This window comes from Bartonella australis AUST/NH1 (assembly GCF_000341355.1).
Classification (GTDB): domain Bacteria; phylum Pseudomonadota; class Alphaproteobacteria; order Rhizobiales; family Rhizobiaceae; genus Bartonella; species Bartonella australis.
Map to the genome: position 1 here is coordinate 342,849 of NC_020300.1, position 16,393 is coordinate 359,241.

Here is a 16,393-nt window from a genome sequence, read left to right on the forward strand (position 1 = left end):
TGGAGGCTGGTTCGTGCAGCTCGGGAATCATCTGTAGAGGGCCGTTTTGTGATTTTCTTAAGTATAAATATATTTCAATTACCCGGAACGCTTTTAAGAGGGCTGAAGAGTCTTATTTCCACCCATATATTGTATGCATAAGGAAATTTGCCGGCAATAGGGCTCATTTAGGCAAAAAATGACCTCCTCGTTAAAGCGGTACGTGCTTTTAATTTTTTTAGTTCGGAGTATAAGGTGGCTTCTTTGGGGGAGAGGCGTAGCGTCTTCTTTATTTTTTAGATAATTGGAAATTATTCTGGGATGCATCTTTCGCTTTTGGTGATAATTTCGGGATGCACCGCCAGTTTCCTGTCAGTGCACAGGCATATTTTTCTGATATGGTCTTAATTTATCTCCGGAGAATTTATTATAAAAATTATATGCTGTATGAGGGAGGGGCTTTGAATCACTGTATCGCCCATAATTTATCAGATATGAACGCGACAATGATGGGAGGTGGTGTTGTACAGTTATTCACTATATATCGGTATAGGTTTTATCAAGGACGATACCATACAATTATTTTTCATGAATAATATTACGCTAGATAATTCAGGTTTTTTCTAAGAGTGTGCGACTAAAGTAGTTGCCGTTTGTTGTGATTCGAAAAGGGACTAGAAATAGGATGATGTCAAAAAATTGGAATATCACCGCAAGCTTTTTGTTTATCTTTATTTTGCTGAGCAATAGTGTAGGTTTTGCTGATGAAAAAGATAATATTTACACAGTGCATCCGCCACGGTTATCTGTTCCGCGTGGGAAGCCTGGTGAAACGCGTCGGGTTATTATGCAATTTAATTATTGGACTTTGATTTGCGATGAAAATCGGGTGCTGAAGCAAGGGATCTGTAATGTGACACAGACTATCCACGATAAAGAAGATCAGGTAATTTTTAGTTGGTCGCTTGTATCTACAAAGAGTGGTCAACCGGTTATGCTTTTCCGGGCGATGTCAAACGCTGACACGAAAATTCCTATTAAATTGCTTTTAGATGGGGTTAAAGAGCCTCTTTGGGTTAATTATAAACAATGTGATGAAACAGTTTGTCTCGCGCAATTAGCTGTCGGGCCGACTTTAAGTAAGCAAATAGAGCAGAAGAAAAATGTGCGCATTTCTTACAAGATTAAAAATGGCAAAACGCTTTCTTTTGTGGCCCCTTTTGAAGGACTGAGTGAAGCACTTTTCTCTTTACAACGATGAAAGCCGCGAAGCCGATTTTATGAATGGGGCTATTTTTAGGTCACAGAAAATATTATTGCAGATAGGAGTATAGGCGATTTGATACGAAAATGGTTTTCCCGAATCATGCGACATTTCGCAGATATAGATTCATGATTGACGGTGAATATAGGGCTAACAATAAATGAGGTAAATTGGTTTTTTCGAGGATTATGGTCGTAAAAAACTTACATGCGCGGTGATAATAAAAATAGTCATAAAGATTAAAGACGCACTCTGTTACTGTTTGTGAGAGGGAATAATTGCGGATGAGGCATAAGAAGAAAAACGGATACTTCCCCGGTTGTATGTGGACTGCGATTCCACGGTTATAGATGCGAAAATGGGGAATAGAAAAACAATTTTTCTCAGTTAAAGCTTTTTAAATGCACTACTTAAATTTAAAATTAATAACTGCTATTTTCTTATTACGTTCCGTAACAAGCTCGATATTTCCGAATTGTTAATGCTCTTTTGCGCACCGTAAAGTCACGAGACGGACTCATTAAAAATGACTTTCTCAATATGAAGACTTGCGGATCGCGCTGTTGAAGCAGTGTAGATTTGTTGTCCGAAATTAGAACAAAAGCGTACGGTATACTACCGAATGATCATGATAAAAGCTTGCTATTCAGCCAAAAATGGCCAATATTTTGTTTCGTGTGCTTTGGATGATGTGATTTTGGGTTAAAAATTATTGAACGAAAAATAGGGGTGCATTTTTCTGTTTTTGGGCGGTATCTGAAGCTGGGTGTTGGTGTACTTGTTCTTTTGATGCTGGAGGTGGGCACCGAGAAATGGGGTTTCTTTGTGTTTGGTAGAACAGATCGTGGTTAGGACGTTTCTTCCTACTGAAATTGTTATCTTGCTCGACGTTTTTGGGGATATGTTAGTTTAGGCGATTTTGAACAGGTGAGGACTATATGCGCGTTTTTTGATGACTTCTCAGATTGTCGTAAATTAGCCAATAGCGTAAAAATTTTATCTTTTGGGATCTTCGGAACAGCGGCAATTTTAGCAAAATATATTCCAATCTAGAGTTAGAGTACTGTGATCAGAAAAAATTGGCAGTATGGAGTTAATAGTGTGGGCGTTATCCTCATAATGAGGCGTTTATTATCATAGGGTATAAGAAAAATAAGCAAATAATCCTGGCATTGAGTGAGAGAGGACAGGCTTATTTTAGCTAGATACGCGATTAATATTATCCGAGAAGCTTCGTCCAGTTAGCAGTTGAGAGTGCTAATTGTAGAATGAAGGGGGCGTTTAATAGAGTTGGTATTGGGCTGTGGTGTGCAATATTATTGCAATAAAAAGACATTTTAAGCGCCAAAAATTGCCGAAATATGGAGACAATAAGCGGCTATGAAAAAAACGACAATAATATCAACAGGTGGACGTGGTGGTTCAGGGTCGCATGAATTATATCAACGAGTGAAGAAGAAAGCAGGGGCTATTAAGCCGTCATCACGGCGATGGCTAGAGAGGCACTTAAATGATCCTTACGTTCATCAGTCAAAAATAGATGGTTATCGTTCACGCGCTGCTTATAAATTGATCGAAATTGACGAGCGTTACAAGATATTCAAAAAAGGTCAAAAGATTATTGATTTAGGAGCAGCACCCGGGGGGTGGTGTCAAGTGGCGGCATGTATAGTTGGATCAAGTGATCAAAAACCTAGTGTGGTCGGTATCGATTATTTGCACGTGGATCCGTTGCCTGGAGTTGTGATGTTGGAAATGGATTTTTTGCATGAAAATGCGCCGCAAGAATTAATGAGGGCTTTGGGAACAAAACCAGATATAGTCCTTTCTGATATGGCGGCACCGACAACAGGCCATCGTCAGACAGACCATTTAAGAACAATTTATTTATGTGAAGCCGCTGCTGATTTCGCTATTTCAGTTCTCAAGCCTGGTGGGCATTTTTTGACAAAAACCTTTCAGGGAGGGGCAGAAAACATTCTTCTCACTACATTGAAACAGAATTTTAAAACAGTCCGACACGTCAAACCGCCCGCAAGTCGAGCAGAATCAGCTGAACTTTACCTCTTAGCGCTTCAATTTAAAGGAAAAACCGAAATACAACGATAATTGAGGGTAGGGATGTTTTCAGGCAGTTTTCGATGACGTTATGTGCCGTTTTTAAGTGTATGATGAAAAACTAGCAGAATTAGCGTATTTTCTGTACAAATAAAAATAATTGATTCCCAGCGAGCGTCTCTATGAAATTTCTTGATCAGGCTAAAGTCTATATTCGTTCTGGTAATGGCGGGGCGGGGGCAGTGTCATTTCGCCGCGAAAAATTTATAGAATTTGGGGGGCCAGATGGTGGTGATGGGGGGCGTGGCGGTGATGTTTGGGCCCTCGTTGTCGATGGGCTAAATACGCTGATTGACTATCGTTACCAGCAGCATTTTAAAGCAAAGACAGGTGGTCATGGCGGGGGGCGTAATATGACGGGCGCCAAGGGTGATGATATTATCCTTAAAGTGCCGGTTGGAACGCAGATTTTTGAAGAAGATAATAAAACATTGATCTGTGATTTAACGGAAGTCGGCCAACGTTATCTTCTTGCAAAAGGAGGCAATGGAGGTTTTGGCAATCTTCATTTTACGACATCCACTAATCGAGCTCCTCGCCGCGCAAATCCAGGTTTGAGCGGAGAAGAGCGCACGCTTTGGCTGCGCTTGAAACTGATTGCTGATGGTGGGCTTATTGGTCTACCAAACGCCGGGAAGTCGACATTTTTGGCATCGGTAACAGCTGCGAAGCCAAAAATTGCCGATTACCCTTTTACCACTCTCCACCCCCATCTTGGCGTAGTACGTATTGATGCGCGCGAATTCGTTTTGGCTGATATTCCCGGTTTAATTGAAGGTGCTCACGAAGGTGCAGGGGTCGGTGACCGTTTTTTAGGGCACGTGGAACGCTGTCGTGTTTTACTCCATTTAATTTCTGCTCAAGAAGAAGATGTGGCCAAAGCGTATCAAACTATCCGTAATGAACTCGATGCGTACGGAAATGGTTTGAGTGAGAAAGCCGAAATTGTTGCTTTAAGCCAAGTGGATACTCTTTCTGTCGAGGAGCGTGAAGCTAAACAAGCAGTTTTGCAAAAAATATCTGGTAAATCTGTTGTGGCGTTATCTGCGGTCAGTCATGAGGGCTTAGAAAATGTGTTACGTTCTTTGGCACACATTATTGAAACGGTCCACAAAGATAATCTCGACGAGAATGAGAAAGATTGATCAAGATGGCGCTTGGATCACAAAAACTTGAGCAATATAAACGTATTGTCGTCAAAGTTGGTTCTGCACTTTTGGTTGATCCCCAAGCAGGGTTGCGAGTTGAGTGGCTCAAGAGTTTGGTAAGTGACGTTGCTGAGTTACGCCAAAAAGGAGTGGAGATTTTACTAGTGTCTTCTGGCGCTATTGCTTTAGGGCGAACATTATTACATCTTCCTAAGGGGACTTTAAAATTGGAAGAAAGCCAAGCGTGTGCTGCTTTGGGTCAAATTGAACTGGCTAAGGCTTATAGTGAGACACTTGATCGCCACGGATTAAGAACAGGCCAGATTTTACTCACGCTATTTGATACGGAAGAACGGCGGCGTTATTTAAATGCGCGTGCCACCATTAATACGCTTCTGCATTTTAGAGCTGTGCCCGTTATTAACGAAAATGACACTGTGGCAACGAGCGAAATTCGCTACGGTGATAACGATCGTTTGGCAGCGCGTGTTGCGACTATGATGGGTTCAGATCTTTTGATACTTTTGTCAGATGTTGATGGTCTTTATACGAGCTCTCCTTATCTAGATCCGAAGGCTGAATTTATCCCTTTTGTTACATCAATTACGAGCGAAATTGAAAAAATGGCGGGTGCTGCTGCTTCAGGGTTTTCAAGGGGCGGAATGAAGACAAAGCTCGCTGCTGGAAAAATAGCTAATTCTTCTGGGACGGCTATGATCATCGCGTCGGGTAAGGCCTTGAATCCTCTTGCGGCAATTGATCGAGGGGGACGTAAGAGTTTTTTTGCTGCCAGTGAAAAGCCGATAAATGCTTGGAAGACTTGGATTTCAGGCAATTTGGATCCATCTGGTACCTTGATGATTGATCAGGGGGCAGTTAAGGCGCTTGAATCTGGAAAGTCATTATTAGCCGTGGGGGTTATCGCGGTTGAGGGCGTTTTTGATCGCGGAGATACGGTTGCAATTGTTGGCGTAGATGGGATTGAGGTCGCTCGCGGCCTTGTAAATTATGGTAAGGATGAAATTGTGCGCATTATGGGCTGCAAAAGTAAGGAAATAGAACGCGTCCTTGGGCATGGGCCGCGTTCTGCTGTAGTGCATCATAATGATATGGTTTTACGCTATTTGGCCGATTTTACTTAAAAAGTTACCCCTTTTTTCTTTACCGTTTTTTGGAATGGATGATTACATGGCTTTAAAAGAACAAATGAAAGTTATGGGGCAGAAAGCACGTGATGCTGCATCGGCGCTTGCGATTATTTCGGCCGAGCAAAAAAAGGACGCACTGGAAATGATAGCTCTGAGTTTGGAAGCTCAGTCAGACGAGATTTTATGCGCTAATCGACAAGATTTAGCTAATGCTGTTCAGAATAATTTGCAGGCATCTATGATTGACCGGCTAAAGTTAGATGAATCGCGTTTGCGTGCAATTATAGATAGCGTTCGTCAGATTGCTTATTTGCCTGATCCAGTCGGACAAGTGATAGGTGAATGGACGCGTCCAAATGGGCTTCATATAAGTCGTGTACGGACGCCACTCGGTGTTATTGGTGTTATTTATGAAAGCCGGCCCAATGTTACAGTTGATGCAAGCGCTTTATGTTTGAAGGCTGGAAATGCTGCAATTTTACGTGGTGGTACAGATAGCTTTTGTTCTGCACATGCGCTTCATTCGGCATTGGTACAGGGATTAGAAAAGGCCGGTTTAACTAAAGATGCTGTCCAAATGGTTAAAACCACAGATCGTTGTGCTGTTGGGGAAATGCTGAAGGGATTGGATGGAGCGATTGATGTTATTATACCTCGTGGCGGCAAAAGACTTGTTGCACGTGTTCAATCTGATGCACGTGTCCCTATTTTTGCACATTTAGAGGGGCTTTGCCATATTTATATCGACAAATCAGCAAATTTAGAGATGGCACATGATATTGTGCTGAATGCGAAATTGCGGCGTCCCAGCGTATGTGGGGCCGTTGAGACAGTTTTAATTGATCGCCAGGCACTTAAAAAGTTTTTCCCCGTCCTTACGGCTTTACAGGAGAGAGGATGTGAAATTCGCGCGACAGAGGATATTATTTCACTGATGCCAGTGGCAAAGTTAGCAACTGAAGAAGACTGGTCATGTGAATATCTTGATACAATTCTTTCTGTCAAAACAGTCGATGGTGTTGAGGGAGCCATTGCGCATATTAAGCGTTATTCATCAGGACATACTGAGTCAATCATTGCTGAGGATATGAGGACAGTAGAGACATTTTTTTATCGTTTAGATTCGGCTATTTTGCTTCATAATGCATCCACGCAGTTTGCTGATGGTGGTGAATTTGGTTTTGGAGCGGAAATTGGTATTGCTACGGGGAAAATGCACGCGCGTGGACCGATAGGCGTTGAACAACTGACGTCATTTCAATATCATGTTAAAGGAAATGGACAGGTTAGGCCTTGAAGCAGCTATTTTTTCCGTGGGAAAATCGTATGCCGCATGTTGAGAAGTCTACTATCGTTGGCTTATTTGGTGGCTCATTTAATCCGCCGCATGAGGGGCACCTCCTCGTTGCAAAGAGCGCAATCCGGCGTTTGCACCTTGATCAATTATGGTGGATGGTTACTCCAGGAAATCCTTTAAAAGATTGTACGCGATTACCGTTTTTACATGAAAGAATGCGGCTTAGTATTGAACTCGTTGATCACCCAAAGATTCGTATAACAGGTTTTGAGGGGAATATAGGGAGTACGATATCGGCGGAAACAATTTCTTATATTCTCGCCCACTATAGCGGAGTGCGTTTTGTGTGGGTTATGGGTGCGGATAGTTTGGTAACGATTCATCGTTGGCACCAATGGCGTGATATTGTGTCTACGCTTCCTATTGCAATTATCGATCGTCCTTCAGCGCGTATGTCAGCGCTTTCTTCTCCTATGGCGCGGGCGTATCGTTATTTCCGCTTAGATGAAAGAGAAAGCGCGAGATTGCCTTTTATGAAGCCACCGGTTTGGACCTATTTGCACGTGCCTTTGTCTTTTCAGTCTTCAACGAAGCTCCGTTCAAAAGGGGATCATTTTGCTTGAATATCTTATAAGATTCTGTCAATCTCTTTAAAGCAATTCCTCTTTTTCTTTATTTTAACCGATGAGAAAGGATATCAATCTGGAAAACGCCCCACAAAAAGGTCATTGTAGTATCACGGCGGTAGAAGAAGGTTTTTTTTTAATAGCCGATAGCCTCAAAATTATTCTTAATAGCTTAGAAGATGCAAAAGCAGGCGATATTGTTTCTATTAACATTCAAGATAGGTCATCTTTCGCCGATTATATGGTTCTCGCTTCGGCGCGTTCTCAGCGTCATCTTTCGGCTGTCACCGGTTATTTACTGCGTAATTGGAAAAACAGCGGACGCGGACAAGTAAGGGTGGAGGGGCTCTCTGGCGGCGGTTGGGTGTTAATTGATACAGGAGATATTATTGTTCATCTTTTTCGCCCAGAAATTCGCGCTCTTTATGATTTAGAAAAAATATGGCTTGCTCGGGATTAAAGTGATACAAGCTCGGTTTTCATTTAGGGCAATTGATATGCAAATTTCTATTTTTGCTGTTGGTCGTATGAAAAAAGGAGCTGAGCAAAAATTAGTTCACCATTATTTAGACCGTTTTTCTAAAAGCGCTAGGGGGGTAGGTCTCCATTTAGCAAAGTTGCAAGAAATATCAGAGAGTCGTGCTCAGACAGCCTATCAGCGTATGGAAGAAGAAGGTAAGAAACTCTTGGAATTTTTGCCTGAAAAGTGTCGATTAATTGTATTGGATGAGCGCGGAAAGTCAATTTCGTCGCCTTTTTTCGCCGAAAAATTAGGGTTTTACCGTGACGAAGGCGTCCGCGATTTGGTAATTGCGTTGGGGGGTCCTGACGGACATAGCGAGCAGGTAAGAAAGCGCGCTGATTTTCTTTTATCGTTTGGTTTTATGACGTGGCCACACCAAATCGCGCGCATATTACTCACAGAACAGCTCTACCGGGCCGTGACTATTGCCGGTAATCATCCTTATCACCGTTTTTAATTTTTGTATATGTTTTTTGGCACCTATTTATACGCTTATTAATATTGTTTTAGGTGTCACCATTTAAAGCACTTTTAATTTATGCGATTGGGTTTGGATGGTTAGATAAATGAAGCGGCTTCTTCATGGAAAGATGCGATATTTATATAAGGGATGGGTGATGTCTGTGGTTTTGACATCTGGCGTAGCGGGATATTCATCTATACTACATGCAGAAAATACACAGAGTCGTGAGGCTGCGCGTAAAGCATTGGCAGAAATTCGCCAAAATATCTCTGTATCGCGTAAGCACGTCGCTTTTCTTGCTAACCAAATTGACCGTTTAAAAAAAGATCAACGTACTGTAACTGATGCATTAATAAAAGTGGCTAAGGCGGAACGTGATGCGGCAAATGATATTGCTGAAAGAGAAAAAGAACTTGAGCAACTTATAGAGCGGCAGGAGTTTGTGCGCCAAAACTTAAGAAGGCGTCGTGCTGAATTTTCAGAAGTGCTGGCTATCTTGGAACGAATGGGGCTAAAGCCGATTCCCGCTCTTCTAGCACGGCCTGAAGATGTATTAGCTTCTATACGCAGTTCCATTTTGTTGGGGACTGTTATTCCAGAAATGCAAGAAAAAACGCATGCTTTGACAGTAAGTCTCAAGGAATTATCTAAGTTAGATCATTTGGTTACTGCGGAATACAAGGCTTTAAAAGCTAAAATGCAAAATCAAGCCGAGCAGAGAAAGTATTTAGAGCTTTTATTAAATGAAAAAGAAAAATTGCAAATAGGATCGGAAAAAGAGCTTGCAGAACAGCGACAAAGAAATGTTATTCTTTCTAAAAAAGCTCAGTCTTTGGAAGAAATGATTTCAGAGTTTGATCACCGGTCACAGCTTAAACTCAATTCATCGGCGCAGATGCGAAAAAATTTGCAATTGTTAGAGAGGTTTGATTTCGAAAGCCGAAAAGGCTCTTTATTTTTGCCTGTTTCAGGAAAAAAAATTCAGCAATTTAATAGTGGTTCGCGCGCTGCGCGCTTTGGTGAAATAATTGCGACAGAACCTGCCGCTGTAGTTACAGCACCTACTGATGCCTTTGTTGCTTTTGCCGGGCCGTTCCGTTCTTATGGACAGCTCATTATTCTCAATGTTGGACGTGGTTATCATATTATCCTTATTGGGATGTCTAAAATTAATGTAAATCAAGGCCAGTTTGTTCTTTCAGGTGAGCCTCTTGGGAGGATGGGTACGCAATTTATCGCGAACGCTTTCTCATTGGATATAGGCAAAAGTGTTCCGATGCTTTACATTGAGTTTAGGAAGCGGGGAAAGCCTGTAAATCCAAATCTCTGGTGGCGAATTGAAAAATCGGGAAGGAACCAAAATGATTCGTAAAGTTGTTCTTTTGGTTGTCGGGGTACTGCTCGGCGCTAGTTCAATGATTATAGTGCAGCCCGTTGCTGCTGATAATGAGGGTAATGTTTATAAACGTCTAGCCGTATTTGGCGATATCTTTGAGCGGGTGCGTGCACAGTATGTAACAGTTCCGGATGATAAAGAGCTTATTGAAAATGCCATCAACGGCATGCTCTCGTCGCTTGACCCGCATTCATCTTATATGGATGCTCAAGAAGCCAAGGATATGCAGGATTCTACTAAAGGAGAGTTTGGAGGCATTGGTATTGAGGTAACTATGGAGAAAAATTTAATTAAAGTTGTTTCTCCGATGGATGATACGCCCGCTTCAAAAGCAGGTATTTTAGCAAGAGATCTCATTTCAAAAATTGATGGCGTACAGGTGGGCGGTAAGACATTGAATGAGGCTGTTAATCAGATGCGGGGTGCTGTTGGAGCGCCTATCACGCTAACAATTATTCGTTCTGGTGTTGATAAGCCGTTTGATGTTAAGGTTGTTCGTGATATCATTAAGATAAAAGCAGTTAAATATCGCGTTGAAGGTGATATCGGATATTTAAGACTTATTAAGTTTTCTGAGAAGACTTTCGGTGACCTCCGAGCTGCAATTAAAGATATTCAGTCCAAGATTCCTCAAAATAAGTTGAAAGGATATGTTCTTGATTTGCGGCTTAATCCCGGTGGTCTGTTAAATCAAGCTGTTAGCGTCTCAAGTGCTTTTCTTGAAAAAGGCGAGATTGTTTCAACTCGCGGTCGCAGAAAAAATGATGTGATGAGGTTTGACGCTAAGCCGGGGGATTTAATTAATGGAAAGCCTCTCATTGTGCTTATAAACGGTGGTTCGGCGAGTGCTGCCGAAATTGTCGCAGGTGCTTTACAGGATCATCGTCGTGCTACAATTTTAGGTACGCAGTCTTTCGGTAAGGGGTCGGTTCAAACAGTTATCCCTTTAGGCGAAAATGGCGCTTTGCGTTTGACGACGGCGCTTTACTATACGCCAGCAGGTACATCAATTCAAGGAACTGGAATTACACCGGATATTATTGTAGAGCAGCCGTTACCTGAAAAATATAAGAATTATGATGTAAAGCTTGGTGAATCTAAGCTAAAAGGACACATCAAAGGAAAACAGGAGAGTGATCGAGGATCTGGTTCGGCCGCTTTTGTCCCAAAAGATCCTAAGGACGATATTCAATTAAATGAAGCTTATAAGCTTTTACGAGGTGAAATGGCGAATGCAGCATTTCCACCAGATCCCAATAAAAGTATTTTAAAGTAAGAAAAATTTGCGCTGTCTTTTTTGTATGGCTCGTGCTCTTTTAGAGGAATAGTTAAATGGATGCGGTCGTTGATTTTGAATCCCTTCCTTATCGAAGATGCGTCGGGATTCTTGTATTTAATCATGTAGGTAAGGTTTGGGTTGGGCACCGTCTGATGACGTTTTCTCACACAAACACCCAAATATCTCAGTGCTGGCAATTGCCTCAAGGGGGAATTAACGAAGGGGAAGAGCCGTTAGATGCCGCACGACGTGAACTTTACGAAGAAACCGGGATTCGGTCGATAAAGTTGATTAAGGAAGCACAGGGTTGGTTTCATTACGATTTTCCACAAGAGCTTGTGGGATGTGTATTAGAGAATAAATACCGCGGGCAAATACAAAAGTGGTTTGCTTTTCAGTTTACAGGAGAGCCTTCTGAAATCAAGATTAATCCACCTCCAGATGGCAATAAAGCAGAATTTGATCAATGGAAATGGGTTAATCTCGAAACACTGCCTTCAATTGTTATTTCTTTTAAGAAGCGCGTTTATATAAAAATTGTCAGAGAATTTCGCGATAGCATCAGACATTTATAAAATCTATAATCACGGAAAGCTGCTTTTTGCCAAGGTACTTTATATCGTATATATATCGCGTACGTCCATTATGGATAGTGTAAAGTGATTCTACTCGTCAATTTTATTTTACATAAAGAACTGGGATATAAAATGAAAAAGTTATTAAATTTCTTTGTAATTTCCGCTCTCTTGAGCGTTTCCTCTGCAGCATTTTCTCAAAACGCAAAGCTAAGCGCAGAGAAGCCTGCTGCGGCTATGTTGCCCAATGGTGCTTCTTCTTTAACGGAGACTTATGGTTTATGGAGCGTTAACTGTGGCGTCCAAGAGGGAAAGAAAATCTGTTTTATGAACCGTCAAGAAGTTAATAATCAGAATCGTGTCATTTTGGCTATGAATATTATTCTTGGTGCTGATGGTGGCGTGTCTGGTAGTTTGACTGTTCCTTTTGGCGTTTTGGTTTCTAAGCCTATTCGCTTGCAAGTGGATGATGGAAGGGCTGTTGTTGAAACTGGTGTTCGGACTTGTATACAAGCAGGTTGCCTTGTTCCAATAGCTTTTGATAAAAATTTTGTTGCAGCTTTGCGCGCTGGGAAGCAACTGAAATTAGCTATGACAGTGGCCGCTCCAGGTGAGCCGGACTTAAATGATTTATTCGTTCAGTTAAACGGTTTTAGTAATGCGCTTAATCGTTTGATGAATTTGCAAAAATAATCTAAATGAGATGAAAAACGGCCTTCTGAGGCTGTTTTTCGTTAAGTATAATTTTCCTTGGCAAAAAAATAAGTTAAGAAGTTGGGTGGTTATGCAAAGGGTGGTCTAAGATTTCCTGGCGCTCTTTTTTGTGTTTAACGTCGTTTTTATTTTTTCTGCTAGTTTTCCATTTTATTATTTTGCGTCAGGCTATGTTATTATGACGCGCAGCTAAAGTTGAGCGTTAGAACGCCCTCTTGTTGAAAAACAGAATTAGTGAGAATATTATATTATCTAAAATGGATTTTAAATTTTGTGCAAGGCTTTTCGTCTTGCTACGCAGTGAGGAGATAGAGTATGGGAGTGCTTTGCATTTTTTTGTATGGAGTCGATCCGATCGCAAATCTATTTTTGCCAGGTGGTTTCTCGTTTTACCTTGCTTTGCTCAATGTTGGTGCAGGGTGTTAAGGTAAGTATTTATTTATTCTCTCATAGAAAAACTAAATTGACGAGAATATTAGAGCATTTAGATTGAATTTATTTTTATGAGTATTATGTGCGTGAATCTCTTTTTCTGTTGGTTAGCGAGGGGATAAGGAATGATCTATGCGTTACTCCGAGTGTTAGACCTAATTTTCAGTATTTACATCGATATTTTGGCCGTCAGAGTTATTTTTTCTTGGCTTGACATATTTGGCATCGTAAATGCGCGCAATCGTCTCGTCTATTTGGTTGGGAATTTTCTGTATCTCTCTACAGAACCAGTTTTGAGCCGCGTTCGGCGCTTTATGCCAAATCTTGGAGCAATTGATATTTCACCTATTGTAGTGTTTGCGATTATTTACTTTATACGTATCTTTATGTGGCGTGCATACGCAGGCTTATTGTTATAAAAATGAAAATGGCACATCAGATGAACAAAAATGTTTTACCACGTTGATACCGATGGCCTAGTCCTATTTATCCGTCTCATTCCTAAAGCTTCAGCAGATAGTATAGTAGGGGTTGAGAGAAAAGGTGATGGAAAAAAATATTTGGTTGTACGCCTACGTGCTTTGCCTGAAGATGGAAAGGCAAACAAGGCATTAATTAAGTTTTTGGCAAGGCAATGGGGAATCCCACCTTCTCGTATTTCTTTCAGAAACGGTACTACATCACGTTATAAAAAGCTTCATTTTTTAGAATGTTCAGGAAAATTAGAGCAGATATTACAGTCTTTAAACGACGACACTCTTACACGAAAATAAACAAAAAACACTAACCCGCTCCCTCAAAAGAATTTTATCTGTTGCACTAAAAGGTTATGCTTTTTTAACGCGCTCAATAGCTTGATTAATCAACTCATTTGCGAAACTTTTATTACGCCAACCTTCAATTTTAACCCATTTTCCAGGTTCGAGATCTTTGTAATGCCCAAAAAAATGCTCAATTTGTTTTAGCATAATTTCAGGAAGATCTGTATATTCATGGATATTAATATATCTCTGAGTCAATTTTGAAGTAGGGACAGCGATAATTTTTTCATCTTTACCACCGTCATCCTCCATAATTAGAGCACCGATTGGGCGAACATTGATAATACAACCGGGAATCAGTGGGAGGACGTTACAGATGAGAACGTCAATCGGATCGCCATCTTCTGAAAGCGTATTCGGAACAAAGCCATAATTGCCGGGATAGACCATGGGCGTATAGAGAAAACGATCAACGAATAAAGCTCCAGATTTTTTATCCATTTCATATTTTATTGGGTGGCCTCCGACAGCTACTTCGACGATGACATTGATATCCTCCGGCGGGTTATTGCCAATAGGTATTTCTTTAATATTCATGTTAAATATCCTTTCTAGAGCAAAACGAAGCCGAGTGTAATAAAATAAATAGCCGAGGCAGCTGTAATCAGGTTAAAATTGAAGAACGTGTTTTTTCAAAACGTTTACGTTCATTTGGATCTAGATAAAGTTTACGAAGGCGGATATTTTTAGGAGTTACCTCTACGAGCTCATCGTCTTGTATCCACGACAATGCGCGTTCTAACGTCATTTTAATCGGAGGAGTTAGTTTTACGGCCTCATCCTTGCCAGAGGCGCGCATATTTGTCAGCTTTTTTCCTTTTAAAACATTTACTTCCAAATCGTTATCGCGCGAATGTACGCCAATAATCATACCTTGATAGACTTTAACACCGGCATCAATCACCATAGGTCCACGATCTTCAAGATTGAAGAGCGCGTAAGCAACAGCTTCACCATCGTCATTAGAAATCATAACACCGTTTGTTCGGCCACCAATCTTTCCTTTATGAGGTTCATAGGCGTGGAAGAGACGATTCATAACTGCTGTGCCGCGTGTATCAGTCAAAAGCTCAGATTGATAGCCGATGAGCCCCCGCGTTGGTGCGTGAAAGACGAGGCGTACACGATTACCACCAGAAGGACGTAATTCGATCAACTCTCCTTTGCGTTCTGACATTTTCTGGACAACGGCCCCAGAATATTCTTCGTCAACATCTATAACGACTTCTTCGATGGGCTCAAGAATTGTTCCATTTTCATCTTTTTGTGTGACTACGCGTGGACGTGAAACACTGAGTTCAAATCCCTCGCGGCGCATATTTTCAATGAGGACTGCAAGTTGTAATTCTCCTCGTCCTGAAACATAAAAGGAATCTTTATCGGCTGATTCTTCAATTTTAAGAGCTACGTTGCCTTCCGCTTCTTTTAATAAACGATCACGGATAACGCGGCTTGTTACTTTATCTCCTTCTGTACCAGCGAGGGGGCTGTCATTTACTAAAAAGCTCATAGTAACAGTAGGGGGATCAATTGGCTGAGCAGTGAGGGGTTCGCTGACTGCAGGGTCGCAGAAAGTATCAGCAACAGTACCTTTTTGTAAGCCTGCAATTGCCACGATATCGCCGGCAAAGCTTTCCTCAATGGGTTGCCGTTCTAGCCCTCGGAATGCCAAAATTTTTGAAATGCGTCCAGTTTCTAAAAGCGTTCCATTTTGCCCAAGAACTTTAACATTTTGATTAGGTTTGAGGGATCCCGAGTGAATTCGTCCGGTGATGATACGGCCTAAAAATGGGTCTGCTTCGAGAATAGTACCTATCATGCGAAACGGTCCCTCAGCGACTGTAGGTGCGGGGACATGGCGGATTACAAGGTTAAACAAGGGGCCCAGCTCTTGATCTTTTGGTCCTTCAGGAGATTCAGCCATCCATCCATCGCGACCTGATCCGTAAAGAATAGGAAAATCGAGCTGTTCGTCGGTTGCATCGAGAGCAGCGAAAAGGTCAAAAACTTCGTTTACGACTTCGTCAGCACGCGCATCAGGCCGGTCAATTTTATTAATGGCAACAATGGGACGTAACCCTACTTTTAACGCTTTTCCAACAACAAATTTGGTTTGTGGCATAGGACCTTCAGCTGCATCAACAAGCACAATTGCACCGTCAACCATATTGAGAATACGTTCAACTTCTCCGCCGAAGTCGGCATGGCCGGGAGTATCGACAATATTAATTCGGGTGTCTTTCCAGACAACTGACGTCGCTTTCGCTAAGATTGTAATACCGCGTTCTTTTTCGATGTCATTTGAATCCATCATACGCTCACTGGTGCGCTGATTATCCCGAAAATTTCCTGATTGTTTGAGAAGCCCGTCTACAAGTGTGGTTTTTCCGTGGTCTACGTGGGCGATGATAGCAACATTGCGCAATTGCATAGATTTTCTTCTTTTTCTCGATGGAATTTCCTTCAAGGCGAAGCTTTTTACTCCCCCGCCTTACAATTTAGAATCTTTTACAGTTTTTTTTATAATTTTGGAAGGGGGAGAACTGTTTTTATAAAGAAGCTACAGAGAGGTTTTTTTGTATAGTTTTCAGTAGTAATTTTTATAGCACG

16 protein-coding genes are annotated in these 16,393 nt (G+C 41.5%); 14 read left to right on the forward strand and 2 right to left on the reverse strand.

Features of this window, described 5'->3' with window-relative positions; all coding sequences use genetic code 11:
- Window positions 1–667 precede the first annotated feature (667 nt).
- The 14 genes from BANH1_RS01500 to BANH1_RS01565 all read left to right on the forward strand — a co-directional run bounded on the left by BANH1_RS01500 (window position 668) and on the right by BANH1_RS01565 (window position 13,735).
- Window positions 668–1,240, forward strand: a complete 573-nt coding sequence (locus BANH1_RS01500) for an invasion associated locus B family protein (protein ID WP_041583177.1) — start codon at window positions 668–670, stop codon at window positions 1,238–1,240.
- A 1,383-nt stretch (window positions 1,241–2,623) separates the two neighbouring features.
- Complete coding sequence (locus BANH1_RS01505; RefSeq protein WP_015397675.1) at window positions 2,624–3,352, forward strand: RlmE family RNA methyltransferase; 729 nt, start codon at window positions 2,624–2,626, stop codon at window positions 3,350–3,352.
- A gap of 131 nt (window positions 3,353–3,483) precedes the next feature.
- Window positions 3,484–4,506, forward strand: coding sequence for a GTPase ObgE (gene obgE, locus BANH1_RS01510; RefSeq protein WP_015397676.1), 1,023 nt, complete (start codon window positions 3,484–3,486; stop codon window positions 4,504–4,506).
- A gap of 5 nt (window positions 4,507–4,511) precedes the next feature.
- A complete protein-coding gene (gene proB, locus BANH1_RS01515) occupies window positions 4,512–5,651 on the forward strand; it encodes a glutamate 5-kinase (RefSeq protein ID WP_015397677.1) in 1,140 nt (379 codons plus the stop codon).
- 46 nt (window positions 5,652–5,697) lie between these two features.
- On the forward strand, window positions 5,698–6,954 hold the full coding sequence (locus BANH1_RS01520; protein WP_015397678.1) for a glutamate-5-semialdehyde dehydrogenase: 1,257 nt from the start codon (window positions 5,698–5,700) through the stop codon (window positions 6,952–6,954).
- 29 nt (window positions 6,955–6,983) lie between these two features.
- Window positions 6,984–7,577, forward strand: coding sequence for a nicotinate-nucleotide adenylyltransferase (locus BANH1_RS01525; RefSeq protein ID WP_015397679.1), 594 nt, complete (start codon window positions 6,984–6,986; stop codon window positions 7,575–7,577).
- A 61-nt stretch (window positions 7,578–7,638) separates the two neighbouring features.
- Entirely contained in the window at window positions 7,639–8,040 is a 402-nt protein-coding gene (gene rsfS, locus BANH1_RS01530; RefSeq protein ID WP_015397680.1) for a ribosome silencing factor, read from the forward strand.
- A 37-nt stretch (window positions 8,041–8,077) separates the two neighbouring features.
- A complete protein-coding gene (gene rlmH / locus BANH1_RS01535; protein ID WP_015397681.1) occupies window positions 8,078–8,560 on the forward strand; it encodes a 23S rRNA (pseudouridine(1915)-N(3))-methyltransferase RlmH in 483 nt (160 codons plus the stop codon).
- Window positions 8,561–8,720: 160 nt separating this feature from the next.
- Window positions 8,721–9,938 carry a murein hydrolase activator EnvC family protein gene (locus tag BANH1_RS01540; protein WP_420804621.1) on the forward strand — a complete coding sequence of 406 codons (1,218 nt, stop codon included), beginning with the start codon at window positions 8,721–8,723 and terminating at the stop codon, window positions 9,936–9,938.
- The gene (locus BANH1_RS01545) at window positions 9,928–11,238 is read left to right on the forward strand and encodes a S41 family peptidase (protein WP_015397683.1); all 1,311 of its coding nucleotides are present in this window, start codon (window positions 9,928–9,930) and stop codon (window positions 11,236–11,238) included. The genes BANH1_RS01540 and BANH1_RS01545 overlap by 11 nt, the downstream gene beginning before the upstream one ends.
- 56 nt (window positions 11,239–11,294) lie before the next feature.
- Window positions 11,295–11,816 (forward strand): RNA pyrophosphohydrolase, encoded by a 522-nt coding sequence (locus tag BANH1_RS01550; protein WP_015397684.1) that lies wholly within the window; start codon window positions 11,295–11,297, stop codon window positions 11,814–11,816.
- Window positions 11,817–11,948: 132 nt separating this feature from the next.
- Window positions 11,949–12,509: an invasion associated locus B family protein gene (locus tag BANH1_RS01555; RefSeq protein ID WP_041582913.1), complete on the forward strand. Its 561-nt coding sequence runs from the start codon at window positions 11,949–11,951 to the stop codon at window positions 12,507–12,509.
- 578 nt (window positions 12,510–13,087) lie between these two features.
- The gene (locus BANH1_RS01560) at window positions 13,088–13,381 is read left to right on the forward strand and encodes a YggT family protein (RefSeq protein ID WP_015397686.1); all 294 of its coding nucleotides are present in this window, start codon (window positions 13,088–13,090) and stop codon (window positions 13,379–13,381) included.
- 30 nt (window positions 13,382–13,411) lie between these two features.
- Complete coding sequence (locus tag BANH1_RS01565; protein WP_015397687.1) at window positions 13,412–13,735, forward strand: DUF167 domain-containing protein; 324 nt, start codon at window positions 13,412–13,414, stop codon at window positions 13,733–13,735.
- 54 nt (window positions 13,736–13,789) lie between these two features.
- Here the strand turns inward: BANH1_RS01565 and ppa are convergent, their stop codons facing one another.
- Window positions 13,790–14,320: an inorganic diphosphatase gene (gene ppa, locus BANH1_RS01570; protein WP_015397688.1), complete on the reverse strand. Its 531-nt coding sequence runs from the start codon at window positions 14,318–14,320 to the stop codon at window positions 13,790–13,792.
- A 67-nt stretch (window positions 14,321–14,387) separates the two neighbouring features.
- Entirely contained in the window at window positions 14,388–16,214 is a 1,827-nt protein-coding gene (gene typA / locus BANH1_RS01575; RefSeq protein WP_015397689.1) for a translational GTPase TypA, read from the reverse strand.
- Between the last annotated feature and the right edge of the window lie 179 nt (window positions 16,215–16,393).